Source organism: Lysinibacillus piscis (assembly GCF_026012395.1).
Lineage (GTDB): Bacteria > Bacillota > Bacilli > Bacillales_A > Planococcaceae > Lysinibacillus > Lysinibacillus piscis.
This window is the reverse complement of the sequence record NZ_BRZA01000001.1, coordinates 1156200-1181576: the sequence shown is the minus strand read 5'-3', so window position 1 is coordinate 1181576 and position 25377 is coordinate 1156200. Positions and strand designations below refer to the sequence as shown.

The following is a 25377-nucleotide window of genomic DNA, read 5'->3' as shown; positions in this document are numbered from 1 at the left end:
ACGAACGATTATGGCAAAAAGTGTAGTCATTGCAGAGAAACCTTCTGTTGCACGTGATATAGCAAATGTGTTGAAGTGTAATAAAAAAGGAAATGGTTTTTTAGAGGGCGATAAATATATTGTCACATGGGCATTAGGACATTTAGTAACATTGGCTGATCCGGAAGCTTATGATAATAAATATAAAACATGGAATTTAGAAGATTTACCGATGCTGCCAGAGCGTATGAAGCTTGTGGTGATGAAGCAAACTGGTAAGCAATTTAATGCTGTGAAATCTCAGCTAACACGTAATGATGTGCAAGAAATTATTATTGCGACAGATGCTGGACGTGAGGGCGAATTGGTCGCACGTTGGATTATTGATAAAGTAAATGTCAAAAAGCCAATTAAGCGCCTATGGATTTCCTCAGTAACAGATAAGGCAATTAAAGAAGGCTTTGCGAATTTAAAGCCAGGAAAAAATTATGAAAATCTATATGCAGCGGCTGTAGCTCGTTCAGAGGCGGATTGGTATATCGGGCTGAATGCCACACGTGCATTAACAACACGTTTTAATGCGCAGTTGAATTGTGGACGTGTACAAACGCCAACCGTAGCGATTATTGCAGCACGTGAGGATGAAATTAAAAACTTCAAGCCACAAACGTATTATGGTATTGAGGCACAAACAGATGGCTTAAAATTAACATGGCAAGATGCAAATGGGCAGTCACGCAGCTTCAATAAAGAAAAAGTGGATGCAATTGTAAGAGCATTAGGCAAACAGGATGCAAAAGTTGCCGCTATTGACCGCAAAGCGAAAAAAGCCTTTGCACCTGGTTTATATGATTTAACCGAATTACAGCGCGATGCCAATAAATCATTCGGCTATTCTGCAAAGGAAACATTGAATATTATGCAGAAACTGTATGAATCACATAAGGTACTGACATATCCACGTACAGATTCACGCTATTTATCATCCGATATTGTTGGCACATTGCCAGAGCGTTTAAAGGCCTGTGGTGTAGGTGAATACCGTACATTGACAAATAAAATTTTAACGAAGCCAATTAAAGCCAATAAATCTTTTGTCGATGATAGCAAAGTATCGGACCACCATGCCATCATTCCAACAGAGGGCTATGTGAATTTATCTGCTTTTAGTGATAAAGAACGTAAAATTTATGATTTAGTGGTGAAGCGTTTTTTAGCGGTACTATTGCCAGCACATGAATATGAGCAATTAATAGTACAGGCGAAAATCGGCAATGAAACATTTATTGCAAAAGGTAAAACCGTTTTACAAGCAGGCTGGAAGGAAGCCTACTCAAATCAATTCGATGATGAGGAGCAAGGAGAAGATGTGAAGGAGCAGTTATTACCTCGTTTAGAGCAAGGGCAAACACTAAAAACGAAGCTAATTGCGCAAACATCAGGGCAAACAAAGCCACCAGCACGCTTTACAGAGGCAACATTATTATCTGCAATGGAAAACCCAACGAAATATTTGGAGGCAGGTGATAAGCAACTAGCCGATACATTGAAATCGACAGGTGGCTTAGGGACAGTAGCCACACGTGCAGATATTATTGATAAGCTCTTTAATTCATTTTTAATTGAAAAGCGTGGAGGTAAGGACATCTATATCACTTCTAAAGGTCGTCAGCTATTAGATTTAGTACCAGAGGAATTACGTTCACCTGCCACGACAGCACAATGGGAGCAAAAGCTAGAGCTAATTGCAAAGGGCAAGTTGAAAAAGGATGTCTTCATTAATGAAATGAAGGAGCATACAAAGGCAATTGTTGCTGAAATTAAAGGCAGTGATAAAAAATATAAGCATGACAATATTTCCACAAAGTCATGTCCAGACTGTGGCAAGCCAATGCTTGAGGTCAACGGTAAAAAAGGAAAAATGCTTGTTTGTCAGGATAGAGAGTGTGGTCATCGCAAAAATGTATCCCGTGTGACCAATGCACGCTGTCCACAATGTAAGAAAAAGCTAGAGCTACGCGGTGAAGGCGATGGACAAATTTTTGTTTGCCAATGTGGCTATCGTGAAAAATTATCTGCTTTTGAAGCACGTCGTAAAAAAGAAGGTGGCGGCAAGGTAGATAAACGTAGCGTTCAGAAATATTTGAAACAGCAGGAAAAAGAAGCGGAGCCGTTGAATAATGCTTTTGCAGATTTATTAAAAGGATTGAAGTTGGATGAATAATATCTAACATTGGAAATAGTAAATGATTTTTAAGCCCTATGACAATTTGCGGTCATAGGGTTTATCCTTAAGGAGAGATACCAATGTGGACACAGCATTTTATCGATACAGAACGAGGTCGTTTTGAATATTTTCTAGCTGGTCAAGGTGAACCGATGGCGATTACCCATATGTATATGGCATTTGATACACGTGGAAATTTGATGGCTACTCCTTTTGCCGAGCATTATCAAGTGTACTTGATTAATATTCGTAATGCTGGAGGCTCTATAAAATCGGATAGTGATGACCAACTAGGGATGAAAGAATTTGTGAAAGATGTAGAAGCAATACGCGAGGCATTACAAATCGAACGCTGGGCATTTGCTGGTCATTCTACAGGTGGGATGATGGCATTGCAATATGCTGTGACAGCACCGACATCGCTAACCAAAATAATCGCAGGCTGTACAGCGGCTAGTAAGGCATATGCAGGTCATCCTGATAGCATTTATTGTGCTGAAAATAAGCATTTCACACGTATCGTAGAAATTATGGATTTATTGAACAGCGTGGAGACACCTCAAGAAGAACGACAACAATTAAGCTATGAATGGGCATTGATGTCCTATTATTCTGAGGAAAAATTACAAGAGGCAATAAGAAGACCCAATAGTGGGCGTACTGTTGGAGAAAATCTGCATCATTTCAGAAAAATCGATGTGAGAAATTTTGACCTTCGTACAGCATTAACAAATGTAGATGTACCAACATACGTTTATGCAGGGCGATATGACGCACAATGTCCTGTTGAATTTAGTTATGAAATAGCTGAGTTAATCCCACAGTCACAACTGACAATTTTTGAGCAATCAAATCATAATCCATATATTGAGGAAGAGGAAGAGGAAAAGTTTAAAGTGTTTGTTAGAGAAACAGTGTAATAAGTAATTACTACATATACTTTAATTTTTTTGTAAAATCTAAATTTTTTAGCTAGACGGAAATTTTTGAGAGTGCTATATTTAAGAGGTCATAGTGTAATGAAAGAAGGATTATAGATGCCTATGGAGAAAAAAACATTAAAGCAGCGTATTGTGGATGCATCTGTTGTGCTGTTTCAACAAGATGGCTATCACAATGTAACGGTTGACCGAATTGTTGAGCATATTGGGGCGTCAAAGGGTGGATTTTATCATAATTTCAAATCGAAAGATGCGTTGTTATATGAGATTCATGATGTCTTTATTTCATATGTTATTCGGCAATCACAGGAAGCATATGACAAATACGACACACCGATTAGTCGTTTATGCGCATTGATGCAAACGCTTACACATGTGTTTGATTTGTATCAGGAGCATATTACGGTATTTTATGAGGAAAGTCGTTCATTGTCAGCAGAATATAGTGCTATTATTCATGACAAACGTAGCCACTATCGAAAAATTTTACAAACAGTCATTGAAGAGGGACAGCAAACGGGGGATTTTCGTGCAGAGCTACCTGCTACCATTGTAACCATGGCTATTGTCGGGATGATTAACTGGACATATAAATGGTTTAAACAGTCAGGGCCTCTGACGATGGAAGAAATCACAAAGGTATTTTCAGACATGGTGTTACATGCGATTGTTACAGAGCAAGCGATGGAAGAAGCCATTCAATTTATGATAAAAGATAAGCCAGCAATCTAGACTGGTTTTATTTATCGTAAATGCAAACCGACCAGTCGGTTATTAGGGGAGAACATATTCAAACAAGGGGGCATTCATATGAATTTTGAATTGACGAAAGAGCAAGCGATGATTAGAGATATGGTACGTGATTTTGCAGAAAAGGAAATCAAGCCGTATGCGCGTGAGGTGGATGAAACATCTACTATGCGCATCGAAAGCTTTCAGAAAATGGCTGAGTTAGGCTTAATGGGGATACCGTTTCCAGAGGAGTATGGGGGCTCTGGTGGAGATACAATTTCTTATGCACTAGCTGTTGAAGAAATAGGTCGTGCATGTGGGGGCACAGGATTAAGTTATGCCGCAGCTGTGAGCTTAGGTGCTTCACCAATTTATACGTTTGGTACGGAGGAGCAAAAGCGTGAATGGCTTGTTCCATTGGCGAAGGGAGAAACATTAGGCTCATTTGGTTTAACAGAACCAAATGCAGGCTCAGATGCTGGTGGTACACGTACAACGGCTGTTGTTGATGGTGATGATTTTATCATTAATGGTGAAAAATGCTGGATTACAAATGCAAGCTATGCACGTCAGATTATTGTAACAGCTGTGACAGGGAAGCGTGAGGATGGCAAAAAAATTATTTCTGCGATTATTGTACCAACAGATGCACCAGGTGTCACAATCAATAGCAACTACGACAAAATGGGTGTACGTGGATCTAATACATGTGAAATTGTGCTACAAAATGTACGTGTGCCAAGAAGTAATTTATTAGGTGATGAAAAACGTGGCTTTAGTCAATTTTTGTATACATTAGATGGTGGACGTATTTCGATTGCAGCATTATCAATAGGGATTGCACAGGCTGCTTATGAAAAAGCGCTGAAATTTGCGAAGGAACGTGAACAATTTGGTGCACCAATTTCTAAATTACAGGCAATTCAATTCAAATTAGCAGATATGGCGATGGAAATTGAGTTAGCACGTACATTAGTGCATAAAGCGGCATGGTTGAAGGACCATAAAAAACCATTTGGCAAGGAGGCAGCAATGGCAAAGCTATTTGCTTCTGAAATGGGCTTCCGTACTTGTAATCAGGCAATTCAAATTCATGGTGGCTCAGGCTATATGAAGGAATATGATGTGGAGCGCCATTTACGTGATATTAAATTAATGGAAATTGGTGAAGGAACATCTGAAATTCAACGTTTAGTTATTTCAAGACATATCGGCTGTTAGGGGGTGTGTAAAGATGTTTAAAAAAGTATTAATTGCAAATCGTGGAGAGATTGCTAGACGCATTATTAGAACATGTAAACGACTGAATATCCAAACGGTGGCTGTCTATTCGGAGGCAGATGCCAATAGCTTGCATGTGAGGGATGCAGATGAGGCGTATTGCATTGGTAAGCCACCTGTTGCACAAAGCTACTTAAATATAGATAGTATTTTAGAGGTAGCAGCGCAAAGTGGAGCTGAAGCCATTCATCCTGGCTATGGTTTATTGTCGGAGAACGCCACATTTGCTAAGCGTTGTACAGAGGCTGGTTTCACATTTATTGGACCGAGCGCAGAGGTTATTGCCTCAATGGGGAGCAAGCTAGAGGCACGTAAAACGATGAAGGCAGCAGGTGTACCAATTGTGGAGGGCGTGGAAACACCTGTGCAGGATGTCGCAGAGGCCATTGATATTGCGAGTCGCTTAGGTTATCCAATTATGCTAAAGGCTTCTGCTGGCGGTGGTGGCATTGGTATGCAGCTTGTGGAAAATGATGAGGAGCTAGTAAAGGCCTTTGAGGGCAATCAAAAGCGTGCACAGTCATTTTTCGGGGACGGTACAATGTATATGGAACGCTTTATTGCCAATCCACACCATGTAGAAGTACAAATCATCGCAGATACTGATGGCAATATTGTTCCATTATTTGAACGTGAATGCTCAATTCAGCGTAGGAATCAAAAAGTAGTAGAGGAAGCGCCATCTCCATTTATTTCAGAGGAAACGAGACAGCGTATGTTAGATGCTTCAGTGAAGGCAGTACAGCATATCGGCTATGTTAATGCAGGAACGATTGAATATTTAGTGGATGATCAGCAAAATTTCTATTTTTTAGAGATGAATACACGCTTACAGGTGGAGCATCCAGTGACAGAGGAAATTACGAAGCTTGACCTTGTGGAGGAGCAATTGAAAATAGCTGCACAGCAACCATTAACATTTACTCGTGACAGCATACAGCGACAGGGGCATGCGATTGAGGTGCGTATTTATGCGGAAAATCCAACAACGTTTTTCCCGTCACCAGGCACGATTACTGAATTAGTATTACCAACAGGTGAAGGGGTACGACATGAATGTGGTGTTGAGACAGGGACAGTAGTAACACCTTTTTATGATCCAATGATTAGTAAGCTAGTTGTATGGGGTGCAACACGAGAAATTGCCTGTGAGCGATTAATTCAAGCGTTACAAGAATATAAAATTGAAGGTATTCAAACGAATATCCCAATGCTATTAAAAACGGTGATACATGAGCAATTTTTAAAAGGTTATACAACAACAAAATTCGTTGAGGATTATTATTTACCTCAGCTAACTTAGGAGGAATAAACAATGGCAACAGTAAAAGCGAGCATGGCAGGAACAGTATGGAAAATCGTCGTAGCAGAAGGTGAAGCGGTAACAGCAGGGCAAGATGTCGTTATTTTGGAATCGATGAAAATGGAGATTCCGATTGCGGCAGAGCAAGATGGCGTTGTGACAAAAATTATTGCCAACGAAGGTGACTTCATTAATTTAGATGATGATTTATTAGAAATCGAATAAGGGGGCTACTTCAATGCGATTGCCAACGCATGTAACGTTAAAAGAAGTAGGACCTCGTGATGGGTTGCAAAATGAAGCAACACATATTGCCACGGCTGATAAAGTACAGCTTGTTAATTTATTGAGTCAAACGGGCTTGTCTTATATTGAAGTAACTTCATTTGTGCACCCGAAATGGATTCCACAGCTAGCCGATGCAGTGGAGGTATTACAGGAAATTAAGCGGCATAAGGATATCACATATGCAGCACTTGTGCCGAATATGCATGGCTTAGAGCGAGCTTTACAGGCTGATGTGGATGAGGTCAATGTCTTTATGTCTGCAAGTGAGAGTCATAACCAAAATAATATTAATAAAACGATTGATGCGACATTTCCGATTTTGGAGGAAGTTGTGATTGGGGCAAAAGCAGCAAATAAAACGGTACGTGGCTATATTTCCACGGTTATTGGCTGTCCGTATGAAGGCTATATAGAGCCAGAGAAGGTGCTTTATGTCACGGATAAACTATTGGCAATGGGTGTCGATGAAATTTCATTGGGTGACACAATTGGGGTTGCTGTGCCAACACAGGTAGAGCGGCTGCTAGAGACACTACTAAAAAGATATCCAGCAGAGCACTTTGCCATGCATTTCCACGACACAAGAGGCACAGCATTAGCGAATATTATGCAATCTATGGAGATGGGCATAACGAAATTTGATAGTGCACTTGGCGGGCTTGGTGGCTGTCCTTATGCAAAGGGTGCGTCAGGTAATGTCGCAACAGAGGATTTATTGTATTTATTAGATGGCATGGACATTCACACAGGCATTGATTTACAAAAGATGCTTGAAGCAGCACAATTTATTGAGCAAATAGTTGGGAAAGCACTTCCTTCTAAACAAATGGCGATTTTGCGTAATGAAAAGGAGGAAACCACTTCATGACACAGCTTGTTCATTTCGAATTGTTAGAGGGGCATATTGGACTGATTACATTGACTAGACCAGAAGCAGCGAATGCGATGTCTGTTCAACTATTACAGGAGCTTGCAATAATACTTGATCGTATTCATGGTGATCCAGCGGTGCGAGTTGTTTTACTGACAGGTGCAGGAGATAAAGCCTTTTGCGCAGGGGCAGATTTGAAAGAGCGTAAAGGTATGTCGGAGCAACAGGTGAAACAGGTCGTACAACTGATTGGTGCAACTGTGGCAAAAGTGGAGGCACTTGCACAGCCTGTTATTGCTGTATTAAACGGTGTAGCGTTCGGTGGAGGCTTGGAGTTAGCTTTAGCTTGTGATTTACGAATGGCTGCCTCACATAGCAAAGTAGGTTTAACCGAAACATCTCTTGGCATTATTCCAGGGGCAGGCGGTACACAGCGTTTGCCACGATTAATTGGCATCGGGAGAGCGAAGGAATTAATTTATACAGCACGCCGTTTAAATGCAGAGCAAGCAAAGGACTATGGTATTGTCGAATATGTTTATGAAGGACATGAGCTATTAGACAAAGCGCAGCAGCTTGCATTAGCAATAGCTAAAAATGCACCACTTTCTTTAATACAGGCAAAGGTAGCAATCAATCAAGGTATTGAAACAGATTTAGCAACAGGCTTGAAAATTGAATCATTAGCATATAATGCACTGATTCCAACAGAGGACCGTTTGGAGGGCTTACTCGCTTTTCAGGAAAAACGTGCACCACAATATTCGGGGAAATAGTGGGTTAAAGGGGATGGAGTAATGAAAGAAAAAATTTTAGCAGGTGGTCTACCAAAGTATCATGAAAAAAATGCACAGCAAGGCAAGCTATTTGTACGTGAACGTTTAGCATTGCTATTAGATGATGGGCTACAATCGGAAGACGGTTTATATGCCAATTGCTTAGCGGGTGATTTACCAGCAGATGGTGTTATAACGGGTATCGGCAAAATTCATGGTCGTACAGTATGTGTCTTAGCGAATGATTCGACAATTAAAGCAGGCTCATGGGGCAAGCGAACGGTCGAAAAAATGATTCGTATTCAAGAAACGGCAGAGAAGTTAAATTGCCCACTACTATATTTAGTTGATTCAGCAGGTGCTCGTATTACAGACCAATTAGAAATGTTCCCAGGGCGCAGAGGGGCAGGGCGCATTTTCTACAATCAAGTGAAGCTGTCGGGCAAAGTACCACAAATTTGCTTGCTGTTTGGACCTTCAGCGGCAGGTGGTGCTTATATTCCTGCTTTCTGTGATATTGTGGTCATGGTAGAGGGCAATGCTTCCATGTATTTAGGTTCACCACGTATGGCTGAAATGGTCATTGGTGAGAAAGTGGATTTAGAAACAATGGGTGGAGCAAAAATGCATTGTTCTGTGTCAGGCTGTGGAGATGTATTGGCTAAGACAGAGCAGGAGGCCATTGCGTATGCACGTAAGTATTTAAGCTATTTCCCAAACAACTATGCAGAGCGCAGTCAGGCAGAAGCACCAAAGCCACCTGCTTCATTTGAAAAATCAATTGAAGAATTAATACCGAAAAATCAAAATGTACCATTTGATATGTATCAATTAATTGACCGTTTAATTGATGAGGATTCATTTTGTGAAGTGAAAAAATTATTTGCCGCAGAGTTAATTACAGGGCTTGCACGTATTAATGGGCAGGCTGTTGGTATTATTGCCAATCAGCCGCGTGTGAAAGGTGGCGTGCTGTTCCATGATTCGGCGGATAAAGCGGCGAAATTTATTTCTTTATGTGATGCCTTTAACATTCCACTTCTTTTCTTAGCGGATGTGCCTGGTTTTATGATTGGCACGCAGGTGGAAAAGGCAGGTATTATTCGTCACGGAGCAAAAATGATTTTTGCCATGAGCGAAGCGACAGTGCCAAAGCTAACGGTTATTGTACGTAAGGCATATGGTGCAGGCTTATATGCGATGGCAGGTCCTGCATTTGAGCCAGATTGCTGCATTGCCTTATCGAATGCACAAATTGCAGTAATGGGACCAGAGGCAGCGGTCAATGCTGTTTATGCCAATAAAATTGCAGAGCTACCAAAAGAGGAGCAGGCAGCGTTTATTGCCGAGAAGCGTAAGGAATATCAGGAAGAAATTGATGTTTATCGTCTCGCATCAGAATTAATTATTGACGATGTGATTGAGCCGAATGATTTACGTAAAGTGCTTGAGGCACGATTAGAGCTCTATATGTCGAAGTATTTATTATTTTCAGAGCGTAAGCATGGGGTCAATCCTGTATAAGATTTTAAAGGCTGTCAGAGTTTCTGAGCAGCCTTTTTACGTTCTTTAGACCTATCTTATAGATATTTTTTTTGTTAAAAAAATTTTAATTAGGAAATTACTCTTGTAATTCATCAAAAAATCTCGATAATTAATATAAAGACATTGTTTACATTTTGAACGATATTATTATAGAGAGAGCTGAGGTGAGTTAGTATGAGAATATCTAATGTGATGGAGCAGGAGAGGCTAATAACCGAGCAGAGCCGTAAGAAACTTTTACAAAGAAAAGAAGCAGGCGATGCTTATCGTAAAAATGCGCAATATTTTCAGCCAAAGAAAAGCCCTGTTTTGCAAGAGTTAGAAAATTTACTGCTAGGTCGAAAAGAGCATAGTTTATATGCGCAACATAAAGAAGAATCCAGAGATGTCTCGCATGAACAACAATCGATGATGCAAAATCTGCAGCAGACCGAGCAAACAATGCGTGCACATAAAGTATCGGCTAGTGATGCTATGGAGATATTACCAGAAGAAGAGCTGGATACATTACAAATTTTAGAGCAAGTACGTCATGCCGCATTAGCATCAGCAGAACCATCTGCACAAGATTTGCGTGTTGCAGCAAGTGTGAATGCACAAATTCAAAGAATACAAGGGCAAGATATTGAGGAAGAACCACCATTCGTGAATGAAACGATTGATGTCAAAATTCCAGAGCGTTTCTCCAAAGAACTGAAATTAGATCCATTAGCAGAGACAATTTTTACGAAAAGCTATGGAGAGGCAATGAAAGGGCAGTTATTTCAGTATGCTTCTAGTAAATATATGACACATATTCAAATGGCACAGAATGGTTATCGCATGGGAACAGAGCCAGTATTCTCTTGGACAGCCTAAACAATAGATAGACGGAGGATTAAAGAGTGGCAAAAGCAAAGCATACAAAAACGAATGCAATCCGTTTATTGGAGCAGCAAAAAATCCAATTTGATGTCATTGAATATACAACAGAGGATGGCCAAGTAGATGGTGTGTCAGTTGCCACGAAAATTGGCCATCCTGTTGAACGTGTTTATAAAACATTAGTAGCAACAGCGGGTACAACAAAATTATTCGTATTTGTGATTCCTGTTACACAAGAGCTTGATTTAAAAGCGGCTGCAAAAGTTGTAGGTGAAAAGAAAATCGACATGTTGGCAGTGAAGGATTTACTTGGCTATACAGGCTATATACGTGGAGGCTGTTCACCTGTAGGGATGAAAAAGCTTTATCCAACAGTAATAGATATATCTGCACAGCAACAGCAAAGTATCATTGTCAGCGCTGGGAAAATTGGCATGCAAATACATGTACAAGTAGAGGATTTAATGCAGGTAACAAAGGCACAATTAGCGCAAATTACAACTATCCATGAATAGGTGGGTAGTTTTTTTCATTTTATTAATGCATTATAAAGCTAGATAGTGCCTTGTGAGTTTGAAGTAGAAGAGGAGAAATGTAGATGAAGGTGATGTATTGGCGGTGGTTATTTTTTATTAGTGGTTTAATCGTGATGTCCTTAGGGATTAGTATGTCGATTAAAGGGAAAATTTTAGGGACAAGCCCATGGGATGTATTACATATTGGTTTATTTCAAAATTTAGGTTTAACGATTGGTACATGGTCGATTTTAACGGGGTTATTGATTGTTGTGACAACATCGATTATTGTACGAGAGCGACCAAAAATCGGCACATGGCTGAATATGCTATTGATTGGTTCCTTTATTGACATTTTTAACTGGCTTTTACCAACTACAATGAATGAAGGGTTACAAGTCATTTACTTCATTGTCGGTCTATTTGTTTTAAGCTTTGGCTGTGGCATGTATATTGCGCCTAATATGGGGGCGGGACCACGTGATACTTTAATGATGCTCATTGTTGAGCGCTTTGGTGGGACGATTAAGACAGCTCGAATGGGTATTGAGGTAGGTGTAACGATTATTGGCTGGCTCCTTGGTGGACCTGTTGGTGTCGGGACAATTGCTATTGCGCTTTTATCAGGCTATATTGTGCAATATTCTTTGCCATATTGTCGTAAAATATTGATGAAGTGTATTGGTCAAATAGAGGGGATGAAGCCATTTTTTTGAAAAAGGGCTTCATTTTTTTAATGTTCTATACATATAATGCATGGCGAAGGAGGAGTGCTAGTGAATGGGCAAGTAACCTATTACTTTGGGCATGCATTAACAGGGCAAGGTGTAAAGCATTTGTACAGTGAAATGATGGAGGAAGCTGAACAGGTCTATTTGTTACAAGGGGCAGCAGCTTGGCAAAATTCAGAGCTTTTAAAGGAACTTGGTTATTTTTATGTCAAGCAAGGTTTTGAGGTCGAATGGTATAAGCATGCTTTGCTGGAGGATGTAGTAGAGGCTGTTTATATTCGTGGTTGCAATCGACTCTTTATATGGTCATCGGAATGGGGTATTGAACCGACATTGCTTGGCACAAAGCATCATGTTCTTTCTTTTTATGATTGTTTGGAGACACAGCAGCTTGAAAAGATAGGTACAGCACTGACGAATGCCACAAAAGAGCGGGCAGTATGGCAGGAAAAGTGTATTGGAGCACTTCGTCATGCCATTCATATTCATGATGAATGGGAAGTTGTGACGCAAAGCTGTATGAATTGGCAGGGCTTGAATGAGCAGGTGGAAAAGTTCAAGGAAGATGTTTTTCAATCAATTTCTTTAAATAAAGAGGGCTCACTCACACATCGTTTATTAGGCACACTCACACCAAAGGGCGCAGACAATACAGTGGATAGCATTACAAAGGATATTGTGCACAGATATATGATTAAAGGGAAGCCAGGTACTGGAAAATCCTCATTGATGAAAAAATTAGCAGAGGAAGCGAATGCTAGAGGGTTAGATGCCCAGCTTATTTGGTGTGGCTTGGATGCAAAGTCTGTGGATATGGTCATTATCCCAGAGCTTAAATTCTGTATTTTTGATAGTACAGATCCACATATTTTTTATCCACAAGAAAATCGACAAGGTGACTGTATTTTTGATATGGAGAAACACTGTGTATTAACGCCTGAGGCAGAAACGCAGCTCGTGGTCATTCAAGCAAACTATAAGGCAGCCATACAAGAGGCACTCAATTATGCTAAAAATTACGCAGAAGCCGAATATGAAATACGCCAATTAATAGATTCATGTATTTCTATAGCACAATGGCGAGAAAAAACAGCGCCTCTATTTGAAAGATTAACAAAGTAATTCGTGCATATGCTACACTAGAGGATGGAATAGTGTTCTTAGGAGAGGATGATACAGTTGTCTAAAGTATTGAATGCATTTTTAGATGAAAACCTACAAGCCTTACATGAACAAGGCTTATACAATGAAATTGATCCAGTAGAAGGCGCAAACGGACCGATCATTCAGGTACGTGGCAAAAATTTAATCAATTTATCATCAAACAATTATCTTGGCTTAGCAACAAATGACAAATTAAAACAAATTGCTAAGGATACGATTGAAAAATATGGTGTGGGCGCAGGTGCTGTGCGTACAATTAACGGTACACTCGATTTGCATGTAAAATTAGAAGAAAAATTGGCAGAGTTTAAAGGAACAGAAGCGGCGATTTCGTACCAATCGGGCTTTAACTGTAATATGGCGGCGATTTCCGCTGTTATGGATAAAAATGATGCAATTCTTTCAGATCAATTAAACCATGCCTCTATTATTGATGGCTGTCGTTTATCAAGAGCGAAAATTATTGCATATAATCACTCTGATATGGATGATTTACGTGTTAAAGCAAAAGCGGCACAAGAGTCAGGGTTATACAATAAAATTATGGTTATTACAGATGGTGTGTTCTCTATGGATGGTGATATTGCCAAATTACCTGAAATTGTAGAGATTGCGAAAGAATTTGATTTAATCACCTATGTCGATGATGCACATGGTTCTGGTGTAACAGGTAAAGGCAAAGGCACAGTGAAACAATTTAGCTTAGAGAATGAAATCGACTTCCAAATTGGTACGCTATCAAAGGCTATCGGTGTTGTCGGTGGTTATGTCGCAGGGAAGAAAAATTTAATTGATTGGTTGAAGGTTCGCTCTCGGCCATTCTTATTCTCTACAGCATTACCACCAGGTGATGTAGCAGCGATTACAGCAGCAGTCCAAATGTTAATTGATTCTACAGAGCTACACGATAAGCTGTGGGAAAATGGTGATTATTTAAAAGCTGGTCTTGCGAAATTAGGCTTTAATATTGGTGCATCTGAAACACCAATTACGCCATGTATTATTGGCGATGAAAAGCTGACACAGGAATTTTCACGTCGTCTATTTGAAGAAGGCGTGTATGCAAAATCAATCGTCTTCCCAACTGTGCCAAAGGGAACAGGGCGTGTACGTAATATGCCAACAGCGGCACATACGAAGGAAATGTTGGATGATGCATTAGCTATTTACGAAAAGGTTGGTCGTGAATTAGGCGTTATTCAATAAGATGAAGCAGAGGAATTGGTATATAAAACCATCCTCTGCTTTTATTTATACATATAGATTGGGTAAATTCGGGCTAATATATAATGAACGGAAGTTAGCTCGAAAAATAGAAGATGTCTACGGAAAAAGTGTAGTGGATGGTATTTATTCAGCATAATCAGCCTGAACTCACAACAAAAGACAAAAGTGAATTGGGTTATTTTTATCCAGCGACATCTGTTCTAAACCAAATAGACTCGCAATTTTTTGTACAAAACTAATAGAAGAGCTTGTTTTGACAAAGATGAATCAAAACAAGCTCTTTTTTCATTATTTAAAATAATTGTAGCTTTTCAATCCGTTGAATGGCTTCACGTAAGCGTTCTTCACTAACAAGTAAACCAACACGAATATAACCCTCTCCATGTTGTCCAAAGCCATTGCCCGACGCAACCGCAATATCGGCTTTCTCTAATAATAAGGCAGTAAATTGCTCGCTTGTATAACCTATTGGAACAGGAAGCCATGCAAAAAATGAACCTTTTGGAGCTGTCACCTGCCAGCCAATCCGTTTAGCTTCTTCAATTAGTACATTGCGACGACGTTCATAGGTTTCACGTAATTCCTCTGTACATTGCTGAGAGGATGTCAGTGCGACAGCAGCAGCTTGTTGAACAGCAGGAAATTGACTGCAAAATAGATGATCCTGTATTAGATTAATAGCTTCGATGATTTGTGCATTCCCCACTGCAAAACCAATACGCCACCCAGCCATATTATAGGTTTTAGATAATGTATACATTTCAATCCCAACATCTTTAGCTCCTTCTGCCTGTAAAAAGCTCACAGGCTTCTGACCATCAAAGCCAATGGCACCATAGGCGAAGTCATGGGCAACGATAATTTGATGCTCCTTTGCAAATCGTACAGTTTCTTCAAAAAATTCGAGTGTTGCTGTGCCACCTGTTGGATTGTTTGGATAGTTTAAATATAAAAGCTTTGCTCGCTCTTTCACATCCTCTGTCAACGCAGAATAATTGGGCAGGAAATCATTTTCAGCTAGCAATGGCATTGTTTCCAAATGAACATCTGCTAAGGCAACACCTGATAAATAGTCAGGATAGCCAGGGTCAGGCAGGAGTATTGTGTCACCAGCACTTAAGACAGCTAAAGGTAATTCGACCAGTCCGATTTTAGTGCCACCAAGTACAGCGACCTCTGTCTGTGGATCAATCTCTACATTATACTCACGTTTATAAAAATCAGCCGCCGCTTGTCGTAGCTCTGGAATACCACGAAATGGCGGATATTTATGATGCTGTGGATTTGTAGCTGCCTCTTGTAATGCTGTCACAATATGAGAGGGTGTTGGTTGGTCTGGATTACCTTGTCCCAGATTAATGATATCGCGCCCTTCTGCAAGTGCGGCATTTACCTTTTGGACAAGTGTCGCAAAAAATTGCGGGGGAAGTTGCTGTAGTTTTTTTGAGAATTTCATATACAATCACCTTTTTCAGAATATAATGAAATTAATGTATTATTTTTTGGTATATTTGTCTAGTGAGGAGGAGAGGAAAACGAGCAGTAATTTTCATTAATTTAGTTGTAGAGAACTTTATGTACATAATATGGCTAGTTTTGCTGTAAAAAGGTTAATTTGGCTAGTATTAATTTTAAAGTGTATATTATTGTTTTATTATGTATTAATATGGATTTTAAAGTATCGAAGTGATTGGAGGAGAATTTGTGCAGAATACAAAGCAATCCAAGTGGAAACGTTCATTTAGTGCAATAGCTGCCACATTATTAATAGTAAGTAGCTTGTCTTTTGTAGGCACAACACAGCAAGTACAAGCAGCACCACCTACAACACCAGCATTGACAACATCTTCAAATGCTACAATAGCTACAGTAATTGAGACAGCTAATTCGGTTATGGTGGATGCAGATGTAACGCTTGACGCAACTGTTTTAACGGGCTATGAAAATGATGTGAATGGTGCGATTATTACAATTGATAATTTCCAAACAGGCGATAAATTGGAATTTACGAATGCAAATGGTATTACAGGAACTTTCGATGCCACTAGAGGGGAATTAACATTAAGTGGTACAACGACTATTGCAAACTATCAAACAGCATTGCGTAATGTGAAATTTTCAACCACTGCAACAGATTGGACACCGCGTACGATTACGTTCAATTTAGGGAAGGCATTACCTTATAATGGACATTTTTATGATTATGTAAATAGCAATTTAAATTGGTCTGCTGCGAAAACGGAAGCAGAGGGAAAAACTTACTTTGGTCGTAAAGGATATTTAGCTACAATTACTGATGCAGATGAAAATAGCATTGTAGCTAGGAGAGCAGGCAATCGTACATGGATTGGCGCGCAGGATATTAAACGTTCACCTATAAATATTCCTCTAAATCCTCCTGGTGATTGGCGTTGGGTAACAGGACCAGAAGGGTTAGTCGATGGGGGAAAAGGATTAAAATTTTACGATAATTATTATCATTTAAGTGGTTCACCTGTATTAGGTATGTATACTAACTGGAAATGGAGCGAGCCAAATAATAGTAGTGGTGGCACTGAATATTTAGGGTTCATAGATGGAACAAATGGACAATGGAATGATTTTAATGAAACTGGTAATGGCACAGTAGCAGGTTATGCTATCGAATATGGTGGCATGTCAGGTGATGCCACATTTACATTAAGTGCATCCAAAACGATTGTCTTTATGGATAAAACGGCGTTAAACAATAAAGTGAAAACAGTGACAGGACAAATGCCAAGTATCCCTGCTTTACAAGAGGCAGATTATACAGCAACAACTTGGGGACCATATAAGACAGCTTTAGATATGGCACAATTAGTATTAGCAAATCCAGTAGCTACACAGCAAGAAATAAATGATGCACTGCTAGCTTTACAAACAAATGAAGCAAACTTAGTGTTAAATGTACCAACAACAGGTATATTCAATTTAGCTACTCGTACGGTCATGATTCCATTTAATTACGCTATCACAAATGTTGGAAAAAACGGTTTTACAGTAAAACATAATAATCTGGCTATCGATTTAAATGATATTGTTAACATCACGGTTGGAGCAAGTTCTAAGCAATTAGAATTGGAGCTAGCATCTACTCTTGACTTGTCATCGGATAGTCAAATCACAGTAGAATATACAGCTCCACTGCTAGCAAATTTAATTGGTCCACATAGCAAAGCTGTTGGCAATTTTACTGTCGTAATGGAAAATCCCTTTAGCCTAGCATTACAAATTACGAAGCCAACTGAGTTATTACAACAAGGCACACCAAGAATTTCGACAGCTACACCCATATTCGGTGGTACTGTTGCTCTGAATACGACACCAGATGCAATGACAGTGGTATTAACTGATGCAGAAAATACACCAATTCAAGGGCAAGCAATGGTTAATTCAGTGGCAGGAGAATGGACATTTACACCGATGAATGTGTTGGCAGATGGTGCATATACATTAACAGTTCAAGCGGTAAATAATAGCCAAACAGCAACAAAAATAAAGGCATTTACTGTATTGGTAGCGGACAAAACATTATTGCAACAAAAAATAGCAGAGGAAAGAAATTTCACTGCAAGTGTATATACACCAGCAAGTTGGTTGACATATCAAGCTAAGTTAGCAGAGGCTAAAAATGTCATGAATAATCCAGATGCAACGCAGTTCGTTGTCAATGAAGCATTAACACAGCTGACATTGGCACAAAATGCATTGGTGATAGCGCCAGTGGTTTATCCAGATTTAGGGCCGACTTTACCACGACCAACCTTACCATCATTACTACCACCAACACAGAGGATACCTATACCAATTGGAGTAGATGATAAAAATTCAGCGAAAAATAAATTACTAGAGCTTTTGCGTACAAAACAAACGAATGGTGATATTACAGATACTGTATCACTAACTGAGGAACGGACGAGAGAAGCATTAGTAGAAGCAAATACAAGTGGTATCAATACTATTCGTATGTTTTTGCCAGATGATAAGGATGAAGTGACAAGAGCAACAGTAGATGTGCCATTGCCATCATTACAATTATTGCGTAATAATAGTACATCCTTAGAAATTATATCGAACAATGCACAAGTTATGATACCAAGTACGTCATTAAATGGGATGCAACAAGGGTTTAATTTCCAATTAAAACCTTTAAGAACGACATTAGAGCAGCAAATGATAGAAACACGTGCACAGGCTTTTGTACATGAAACATTACCTACTAGCACTGTCTCTGTAGTAGGTCGACCAGTAGTGATTGAAACGACTATGTCACAAAATCCAGTGACAGTAACATTGCCAATGCAAAGTGCATTACTTTCTAATAATGGAGCAGAATGTATATTTATTGAACACTCTGATGGCGAAAATAAAATTGTGCAACCAGAAGTGACGACACTAGGAAATGGCTTAGTCGGTTTAAGCTTTGTAGTAGACAAATTCAGTACCTTTACAATTATTCAAATCCAAGAAGAGGTTAAATCAGAAGGAGTCACACAAGATACACATACAGCCTATATTAAAGGCTTCCAAGATGGTACATTTGCTCCAGAGCAAAATGTAACACGTGCACAAATAGCGACAATGATTGCTCGTATTTTAGGGTACACAGATGGTTCGATGGAAGACATAGCACCATTTAAAGACATAGCGAGTACGCATTATGCAGCAGGAGCGATTGCCTTTGTGAAAGAACAAGGCATAATGAATGGTGATATGAATGGCAACTTCCGAGCAGAGGAAAATATTACACGTGCACAAATGGCTACAGTAGTTGCGAACTTTAAAGAGCTGTACGTTGAAGAAAATGTAGCGATTACCTTTAATGATACAAAAGGACATTGGGCACAGTGGATTATTGAAGCGAATCGTATAGCAGGAATCATTAATGGCCGTCAAGATGGCAGCTTTGCACCAGATGCTCCTTTAACAAGAGCACAAGCCGTTGTCATGATGAATCGTATGTTTGAGCGTGGCCCATTGCAGGGTGTCACGGTACCAAGCTTTGTAGATGTGAAAACAACACATTGGGCATTTAAAGAAATTGAAGAAGCAGCAAGTACTCATATTTATGTGGTAGACACAAATGGGGATGAACAATTAGTAAAATAAATAATAAATACAACAGGCGTGGAGAATTCTCTACGTCTGCTTTTGTATTTTTGAGAGAAATTATATACAATCACTCTTTTCAGAATATAATGAAATTAATATAGAACAATTATCTAAGGAGGAATCATGATGAAAATTGGTTGTATTCAATTAAATATAGGTTTAGGTACAGTAGAAGCGAATTTTGCACATGCAGAAACAAAAATTCGTGAGACAGCAAAGCTAGGTGCAGAAATCATTGTGCTTCCTGAAATGTGGAACACAGGTTATGCTTTAGAGCAATTATCGGCACTTGCAGATGCTGAAGGAGAACGTACTAAAGCATTTTTACAAGGTTTAGCAAAAGAGCTTCATGTACATATTGTGGGTGGCTCCGTGGCAACAAAAAAAGGCAATCAATTTTACAATACGATGTACACAGTGACAAACGAAGGGGAGCTTGCTGGTGAATATAGTAAGGCACATCTTTTCCGTTTGATGGATGAGCATTTGTATTTAGAGGCAGGAGATGCTATGAATCGTTTTGCATTTGGTGATATTGAGGCAGCGGGAGTCATTTGTTATGATATTCGTTTTCCTGAATGGCTACGTGCACATGCATTAGCTGGTGCAAAGGTCTTATTTGTGCCTGCGCAATGGCCAACACCACGTATTGATCATTGGAAAACATTGCTCCAAGCACGTGCTATTGAAAATCAATGCTTTGTGATTGCAGTGAATCGCATTGCAGATAAGGAAGAAGAGTTCAATGGACAGTCAATGATTATCCAGCCATGGGGTGAGGTGCTATGGATTGGTGCGAAGGATGAGGAAGTAGCTGTGATTGATGTGGATTTTTCAGTAGTCGATGAAATAAGAGAGAGAATTCCTGTGTACGATGACCGTAGACCTAATTTATACAGTGGTTTGCTGAATCAATAATCATCTTCAATAAATCTTTACAAAAACATAACACAGGCTTTATACCTATGCACTATGATGATGAAAGAAAGTTGAAGAAGGAGCTAGGATAATGCGTTTTTTTCGTTATGTTATGGTGAGGGATAAATTGGCAGTGTTAATGCTTGTCTGTATTTTATCCAATGTATTATTAGGTATATTTAGTATAGATTATTTACGGAAAATGTCATGGTATGCAGATGCAAGTTATACGGAAGGACTTGTACCAACTGGTCAACTGACAGAGCTTATTATGCTACAAAGGCAATTAGATGAATCCACAACGATAGGGGAAGTGGATGCCATCGTTAAAAAGATGGAGCAGCCGATGAATGAATTAGCGAATGTCACAATGGATTCTAAAATGACACATGAGATGAAAAAGTACAAAGCGTTGCTAGCGCAAATTCAAAAATCGCCAACAGCTTATCAACAATTAAGTGAACAAAGCTATACCTTATTAGAAGGTATGCAAAATTATTTAGTGCAAAGAGCACATGATAAGCAAGCACACTATCAGGAAGATGTACATTTTGGCTATTGGCTACTAGGTAGTGTCTGTTTAATGGTTGTGATATTGATTGGAATCGTGGGAACTGTTGCAACGAAGGCTGTCAATAAACCAACAAAGCAATTAAAATCTTTATTAAAACGTGCAGAACAAGGCGACTTTACAGCAAGTGCTCATTATATAGCGAAGGATGAGCTTGGGGAAGTAATGCTTTCCTACAATCAGATGGTAACAGAAGTGAAGAGATTGTTGACGACTGTGACAACGAGTGCACATGAGGTAGAGAGAATGACAGAGAATTTACAAATCTCTTCCATGCAATCCTCAGAGGCTACGAAAAAAATCACTAAGGATATTCAGGATATTTCACATTCAACAACAGCTTCTACTGAAAAATTAGCCTCAAATACAGCTTCTTTAGAGGAAGTGTTGAATGACGTACAAGTGATTTTAGAAAAAGTACAGGTCGTGGAAAACTTAACTTATCAGACGACCACTGAGGCAGAAAGCGGTACAGAAATCGTACAGGCAAACTTGCTACAAATGCAGCATATTAAACAAACTGCTGAAAAATCGAATGTGGCGATTGCTCATCTCGTAGAACGAGCATCTTCTATTGACCAAATGGTAGAAGAAATTGAAAGAATTACGGCACAAACCAACCTACTTGCTTTAAATGCCTCTATTGAAGCTGCACGTGCAGGTGAACATGGAAAAGGCTTTGCGGTAGTGGCGAATGAAGTGCGTAAATTGGCAGAGCAAACGGTCAATTCCACAAAGATGATTACAACCATTGTACAAAATATTCATCACGATTCTAATGATGCCGTGCATATGATGAACGAAGTATTGGCTGCAACAGAAAAAGGAGTTGTTGTCACAGAAACAACAGCTACTAGCTTTGAACAAATTTTAGAAAAGGTACATACAATGAAGCCTCATATGATGGAAGTATCATCAACTGTACAGGAAATTGCGAACTACACAGAACAGGTGAATGCTGATGCAATGATATTAACCACGCTTTCTAATACAAATGCGACATCTACTAAACAAGTCGCTGCATCTGTCGAAGCACAATTAACAACCCAACAGCAATTCCATCATTATATGCAGGAATTACGCAAAGTATCGAATGTATTACAAATTGCTGTGAAACGTTTTTCAATATAATAAAAAGAGTCTATAACAATGATGATTTTTCACTCATTTTCTCACACTTACTATGAAATCCTTGTCCATGTTGATAAGGATTTTTGTGTTTTATAGATGTACAAATGTATTTTATATATTTTTTCAGTACAATAAAATACAGTTGTCATATACTAATAATGAAAAGGTTTTCATTTTTGGCTTTAAAGATAACTATTGTGTTTTTTATGTGAACAAACTATAATTGAATTCGGTATAAAGTATTGATATAACGGTATTTATAAGTGTATTTTTGTGTTTTCTACACGTACAATTGTTCATAGGTGGAGGTTTGGAGAAATGAAAAAAATTATGGTAACAGGGGCACTTGGCCAAATTGGTTCGGAGCTTGTAGAAAAACTTCGTAGTGTTTATGGAGAGGACAATATTTTAGCGACAGATATACGCAAAAGTGAACAAACAAGTGGACCTTTTGAATTATTAGATGTGACAGATGGACAAAGAATGCACGCATTAGCAAAGGATTTTGGAGCAGATACGATGATGCACTTGGCTGCATTACTATCAGCGACAGCAGAAAAAAATCCACTATTAGCATGGAATTTAAATATGGGCGGTTTGATGAATGCTTTAGAAGTTTCAAGAGAATTGGATTTGCAATTTTTCACGCCAAGCTCAATCGGTGCATTTGGTCCATCAACACCAAAAGAAAATACACCGCAAGATACTTTGCAACGCCCAACAACGATGTATGGCGTGAATAAAGTAGCAGGGGAATTATTATGTGATTATTATTTTAACCGTTTTGGTGTAGATACACGTGGTGTGCGTTTCCCAGGGCTGATTTCGTATGTGACACCTCCTGGTGGTGGGACGACAGATTATGCAGTGGAAATTTATTATGAAGCGATTAAACAAGGAAGCTATATATCATATATTCAGGAAGGTACTTATATGGATATGATGTATATGCCAGATGCATTGCAGGCTATTATTGATTTAATGGAAGCAGATGCACAGAAATTAGTCCATCGTAATGCGTTTAATATTACAGCGATGAGTTTTGGACCAGCAGAAATTGCAGCAGAAATTCAAAAGCATTTACCGCATTTTAATATGAAATATCAGGTAGATCCTGTGCGCCAAGCGATTGCGGATAGCTGGCCAAATTCTATTAATATAGAGGCAGCACAGCAAGAATGGGGCTTTACGGCACAGTACGACTTAGCGAAAATGACAGTGGATATGCTAGAGAAGCTATCTAAGCAATTACAACCAAAGGCAATTTCTTAATATAAAAGGCTACTCGAAATTTTATTTTTCGAGTAGCCTTTCGTTTATATGAGATTATATTAACTTCTCAAAATTTAAGCGTTTATTTAATAACCACATAATAGGTGCACCAATAGCTAATACAACAAATTCACCTGCTGCTACAGTGAGCCATGTCCAGAAGAATGGTAGCTCTAGTGCTAAATTCAATTCAAAGGCGATAATAAACATTGTACACGTAAATAGTAATGTGTTGATAACTAAACGTAGCCATATGTTTTTGATAAATTTACAAATAAGGATGAATAATCCCAGTGTAATGATGGAGTGTCCAACCCCGAATAGTAAATCGTAAGCGCCAAGAGGTGAAAATAAATTGGAGATGAACACACCAATAATAATTCCGACAGCAAAGCGTGGGTTAAAGACTACAAGATGATTGAACATTTCTGATATACGGAATTGTACCTCAGTAAAGCCAAAGGGTGTAACTAATAGTGTGACAGCAACATAGAGTGCCGCCAAAATGCTACTAGTTGTCAAAAATTTTAACTTCATATTTATTTCTCCTTAGTTTTTTTGCGTGGGATGGTTACGAACCACGGTGATTTTGCACAAGATAATATTCTAATGTATGGAATCTAGAAAATCAAATAATAAAACTAAAAAATTGAAATGTCATAAAATTGTCACATTATTTGTGTGCTGAGAAAAAGCGCTTAGTTTAGCGGTTTAAAGCGCGAAATCGATTGAAACACAGCGTGTTAAAGAATCAGAACATTCATAATGTTATTGACGAACTATTTTAATGACGATAAGATAGCGATACATTTATACTTTGCCTGAGCGAAGTGCAATAGTCGGGGGGATTCATAGTGAAAAACAAGGTAACAAAGCTGTCATTTCTATTAGTAGGATTATTGCTATTATTAGCCGCTTGTGGTGGCAAAAGCTCGTCTGAACCAAAAGAGAATGAGAGTAGTGAGTCAGTAGGTAAATCCTACAAAATTGGTATTACACAAATTGTTGAGCATCCATCATTAAATGCTGCAACAGAGGGCTTCAAAAAAGCCATTGAAGAATCAGGCTTAAACGTAGAATATGATACACAAATTGCACAGGGCGACAATAGCTTGAATACAACGATTGCTAATAATTTTGTTAGTGCAAATGTTGATTTAATTTTTGCAAACTCTACACCGTCTGCACAGGCAGCAGCGACAGCAACAGGTGAGATTCCAATTATCTTTACATCTGTCACAGATGCTGTTGGTGCACAGTTAATCGACTCAATGGACAAACCAGGTAAGAATATTACAGGCACAATCGACCTGCATCCTGAGACGATTTCAAAAACAGTAGCATTTTTAAATGACTTAGGTGCGAAAAAAGTAGGTATGGTGTACAATGCAGGCGAACAAAATTCGGTAGCACAAGTGGCAGAAGTGAAAAAAATTATGAGTGAGCAAGGATTATCAGTGGTAGAGGCTTCTGCAGCTACTTCAGCGGATGTGAAGCAAGCGACAGAATCACTACTTGGTAAAGTAGAGGCTTTCTATATCATTACGGATAATACAGTTGTTTCCGCTTTAGAATCTGTCATTGGTGTAGCGAATGATAATAAATTACCTCTTATTGTAGGGGAGCTAGATTCAGTAGCACGAGGTGGTTTAGCAGCATATGGCTTTGAATATTTCGATATAGGCTATGAGGCTGGGCAAATGGCTGTGAAAATCTTGAAAGGTGAAGCGACACCTGCTGATACACCTGCACAATATCCTCAAAATTTAAAATTACTAATTAATAAAAAAGTAGCGGATGACTTAGGAATCGATATTAAAGATTCTTGGGGTGCAGAGTTATTTGAACAATAGTTGAATGTAAAGCGGGAGGAGCATAATCCCCCGCTTTATCTTCATTTAGAGTAGG

General features: G+C 39.0%; 21 protein-coding genes and 1 riboswitch. Of the genes, 19 read left to right on the top strand and 2 right to left on the bottom strand.

Annotated elements, in window-relative coordinates; translation table 11 throughout:
• The first annotated feature begins 10 nt into the window (after positions 1–10).
• From OPF91_RS05730 to OPF91_RS05665, 14 genes are all read left to right on the top strand, one after another.
• Entirely contained in the window at positions 11–2203 is a 2193-nt protein-coding gene (locus OPF91_RS05730) for a DNA topoisomerase III (RefSeq protein ID WP_264987731.1), read from the top strand.
• A gap of 83 nt (positions 2204–2286) precedes the next feature.
• Positions 2287–3126, top strand: coding sequence for an alpha/beta fold hydrolase (locus OPF91_RS05725; protein ID WP_264987730.1), 840 nt, complete (start codon positions 2287–2289; stop codon positions 3124–3126).
• A gap of 123 nt (positions 3127–3249) precedes the next feature.
• Positions 3250–3879 carry a TetR/AcrR family transcriptional regulator gene (locus tag OPF91_RS05720; RefSeq protein WP_264987882.1) on the top strand — a complete coding sequence of 210 codons (630 nt, stop codon included), beginning with the start codon at positions 3250–3252 and terminating at the stop codon, positions 3877–3879.
• A 78-nt stretch (positions 3880–3957) separates the two neighbouring features.
• Complete coding sequence (locus OPF91_RS05715; RefSeq protein ID WP_264987729.1) at positions 3958–5100, top strand: acyl-CoA dehydrogenase family protein; 1143 nt, start codon at positions 3958–3960, stop codon at positions 5098–5100.
• Between the two features lie 13 nt (positions 5101–5113).
• Positions 5114–6463 (top strand): acetyl-CoA carboxylase biotin carboxylase subunit, encoded by a 1350-nt coding sequence (locus tag OPF91_RS05710; protein WP_264987728.1) that lies wholly within the window; start codon positions 5114–5116, stop codon positions 6461–6463.
• 12 nt (positions 6464–6475) lie between these two features.
• On the top strand, positions 6476–6688 hold the full coding sequence (locus tag OPF91_RS05705) for an acetyl-CoA carboxylase biotin carboxyl carrier protein subunit (protein WP_264987727.1): 213 nt from the start codon (positions 6476–6478) through the stop codon (positions 6686–6688).
• A gap of 13 nt (positions 6689–6701) precedes the next feature.
• Positions 6702–7619, top strand: coding sequence for a hydroxymethylglutaryl-CoA lyase (locus OPF91_RS05700; RefSeq protein ID WP_264987726.1), 918 nt, complete (start codon positions 6702–6704; stop codon positions 7617–7619).
• Positions 7616–8398 (top strand): enoyl-CoA hydratase, encoded by a 783-nt coding sequence (locus OPF91_RS05695; RefSeq protein WP_264987725.1) that lies wholly within the window; start codon positions 7616–7618, stop codon positions 8396–8398. Before OPF91_RS05700 ends, OPF91_RS05695 begins: the two co-directional genes overlap by 4 nt.
• A 21-nt stretch (positions 8399–8419) precedes the next feature.
• Positions 8420–9922, top strand: a complete 1503-nt coding sequence (locus OPF91_RS05690; RefSeq protein WP_264987724.1) for an acyl-CoA carboxylase subunit beta — start codon at positions 8420–8422, stop codon at positions 9920–9922.
• A gap of 195 nt (positions 9923–10117) precedes the next feature.
• Positions 10118–10801 carry a hypothetical protein gene (locus tag OPF91_RS05685; RefSeq protein ID WP_264987723.1) on the top strand — a complete coding sequence of 228 codons (684 nt, stop codon included), beginning with the start codon at positions 10118–10120 and terminating at the stop codon, positions 10799–10801.
• 26 nt (positions 10802–10827) lie between these two features.
• Positions 10828–11322: a Cys-tRNA(Pro) deacylase gene (ybaK, locus tag OPF91_RS05680; protein WP_264987722.1), complete on the top strand. Its 495-nt coding sequence runs from the start codon at positions 10828–10830 to the stop codon at positions 11320–11322.
• Positions 11323–11405: 83 nt separating this feature from the next.
• Positions 11406–12038: a YczE/YyaS/YitT family protein gene (locus tag OPF91_RS05675; RefSeq protein WP_264987721.1), complete on the top strand. Its 633-nt coding sequence runs from the start codon at positions 11406–11408 to the stop codon at positions 12036–12038.
• Positions 12039–12098: 60 nt separating this feature from the next.
• Complete coding sequence (locus tag OPF91_RS05670) at positions 12099–13175, top strand: nucleotide kinase (RefSeq protein WP_264987720.1); 1077 nt, start codon at positions 12099–12101, stop codon at positions 13173–13175.
• 48 nt (positions 13176–13223) lie between these two features.
• Entirely contained in the window at positions 13224–14423 is a 1200-nt protein-coding gene (locus OPF91_RS05665) for a glycine C-acetyltransferase (RefSeq protein WP_264987719.1), read from the top strand.
• A 313-nt stretch (positions 14424–14736) separates the two neighbouring features.
• Here OPF91_RS05665 and OPF91_RS05660 read toward each other — a convergent pair whose 3' ends face one another.
• Complete coding sequence (locus tag OPF91_RS05660; RefSeq protein WP_264987718.1) at positions 14737–15900, bottom strand: pyridoxal phosphate-dependent aminotransferase; 1164 nt, start codon at positions 15898–15900, stop codon at positions 14737–14739.
• 248 nt (positions 15901–16148) lie between these two features.
• Between OPF91_RS05660 and OPF91_RS05655 the strand changes: the two genes are divergently transcribed.
• The 4 genes from OPF91_RS05655 (at position 16149) to OPF91_RS05640 (ending at position 23469) form a co-directional block, all read left to right on the top strand.
• Positions 16149–19574 (top strand): S-layer homology domain-containing protein, encoded by a 3426-nt coding sequence (locus tag OPF91_RS05655; protein WP_264987717.1) that lies wholly within the window; start codon positions 16149–16151, stop codon positions 19572–19574.
• A 129-nt stretch (positions 19575–19703) separates the two neighbouring features.
• Positions 19704–20495, top strand: a complete 792-nt coding sequence (locus tag OPF91_RS05650) for a carbon-nitrogen family hydrolase (protein WP_264987716.1) — start codon at positions 19704–19706, stop codon at positions 20493–20495.
• Positions 20496–20586: 91 nt separating this feature from the next.
• A complete protein-coding gene (locus tag OPF91_RS05645) occupies positions 20587–22197 on the top strand; it encodes a methyl-accepting chemotaxis protein (RefSeq protein WP_264987715.1) in 1611 nt (536 codons plus the stop codon).
• 318 nt (positions 22198–22515) lie between these two features.
• On the top strand, positions 22516–23469 hold the full coding sequence (locus tag OPF91_RS05640; RefSeq protein WP_264987714.1) for an L-threonine 3-dehydrogenase: 954 nt from the start codon (positions 22516–22518) through the stop codon (positions 23467–23469).
• A 54-nt stretch (positions 23470–23523) separates the two neighbouring features.
• Here OPF91_RS05640 and OPF91_RS05635 read toward each other — a convergent pair whose 3' ends face one another.
• Positions 23524–24006: a QueT transporter family protein gene (locus tag OPF91_RS05635; protein WP_264987713.1), complete on the bottom strand. Its 483-nt coding sequence runs from the start codon at positions 24004–24006 to the stop codon at positions 23524–23526.
• A 6-nt stretch (positions 24007–24012) separates the two neighbouring features.
• Positions 24013–24057: riboswitch (PreQ1 riboswitch) on the bottom strand.
• A 266-nt stretch (positions 24058–24323) separates the two neighbouring features.
• Between OPF91_RS05635 and OPF91_RS05630 the strand changes: the two genes are divergently transcribed.
• Positions 24324–25322 carry an ABC transporter substrate-binding protein gene (locus OPF91_RS05630; protein WP_264987712.1) on the top strand — a complete coding sequence of 333 codons (999 nt, stop codon included), beginning with the start codon at positions 24324–24326 and terminating at the stop codon, positions 25320–25322.
• The last annotated feature ends 55 nt before the right edge of the window (positions 25323–25377 follow it).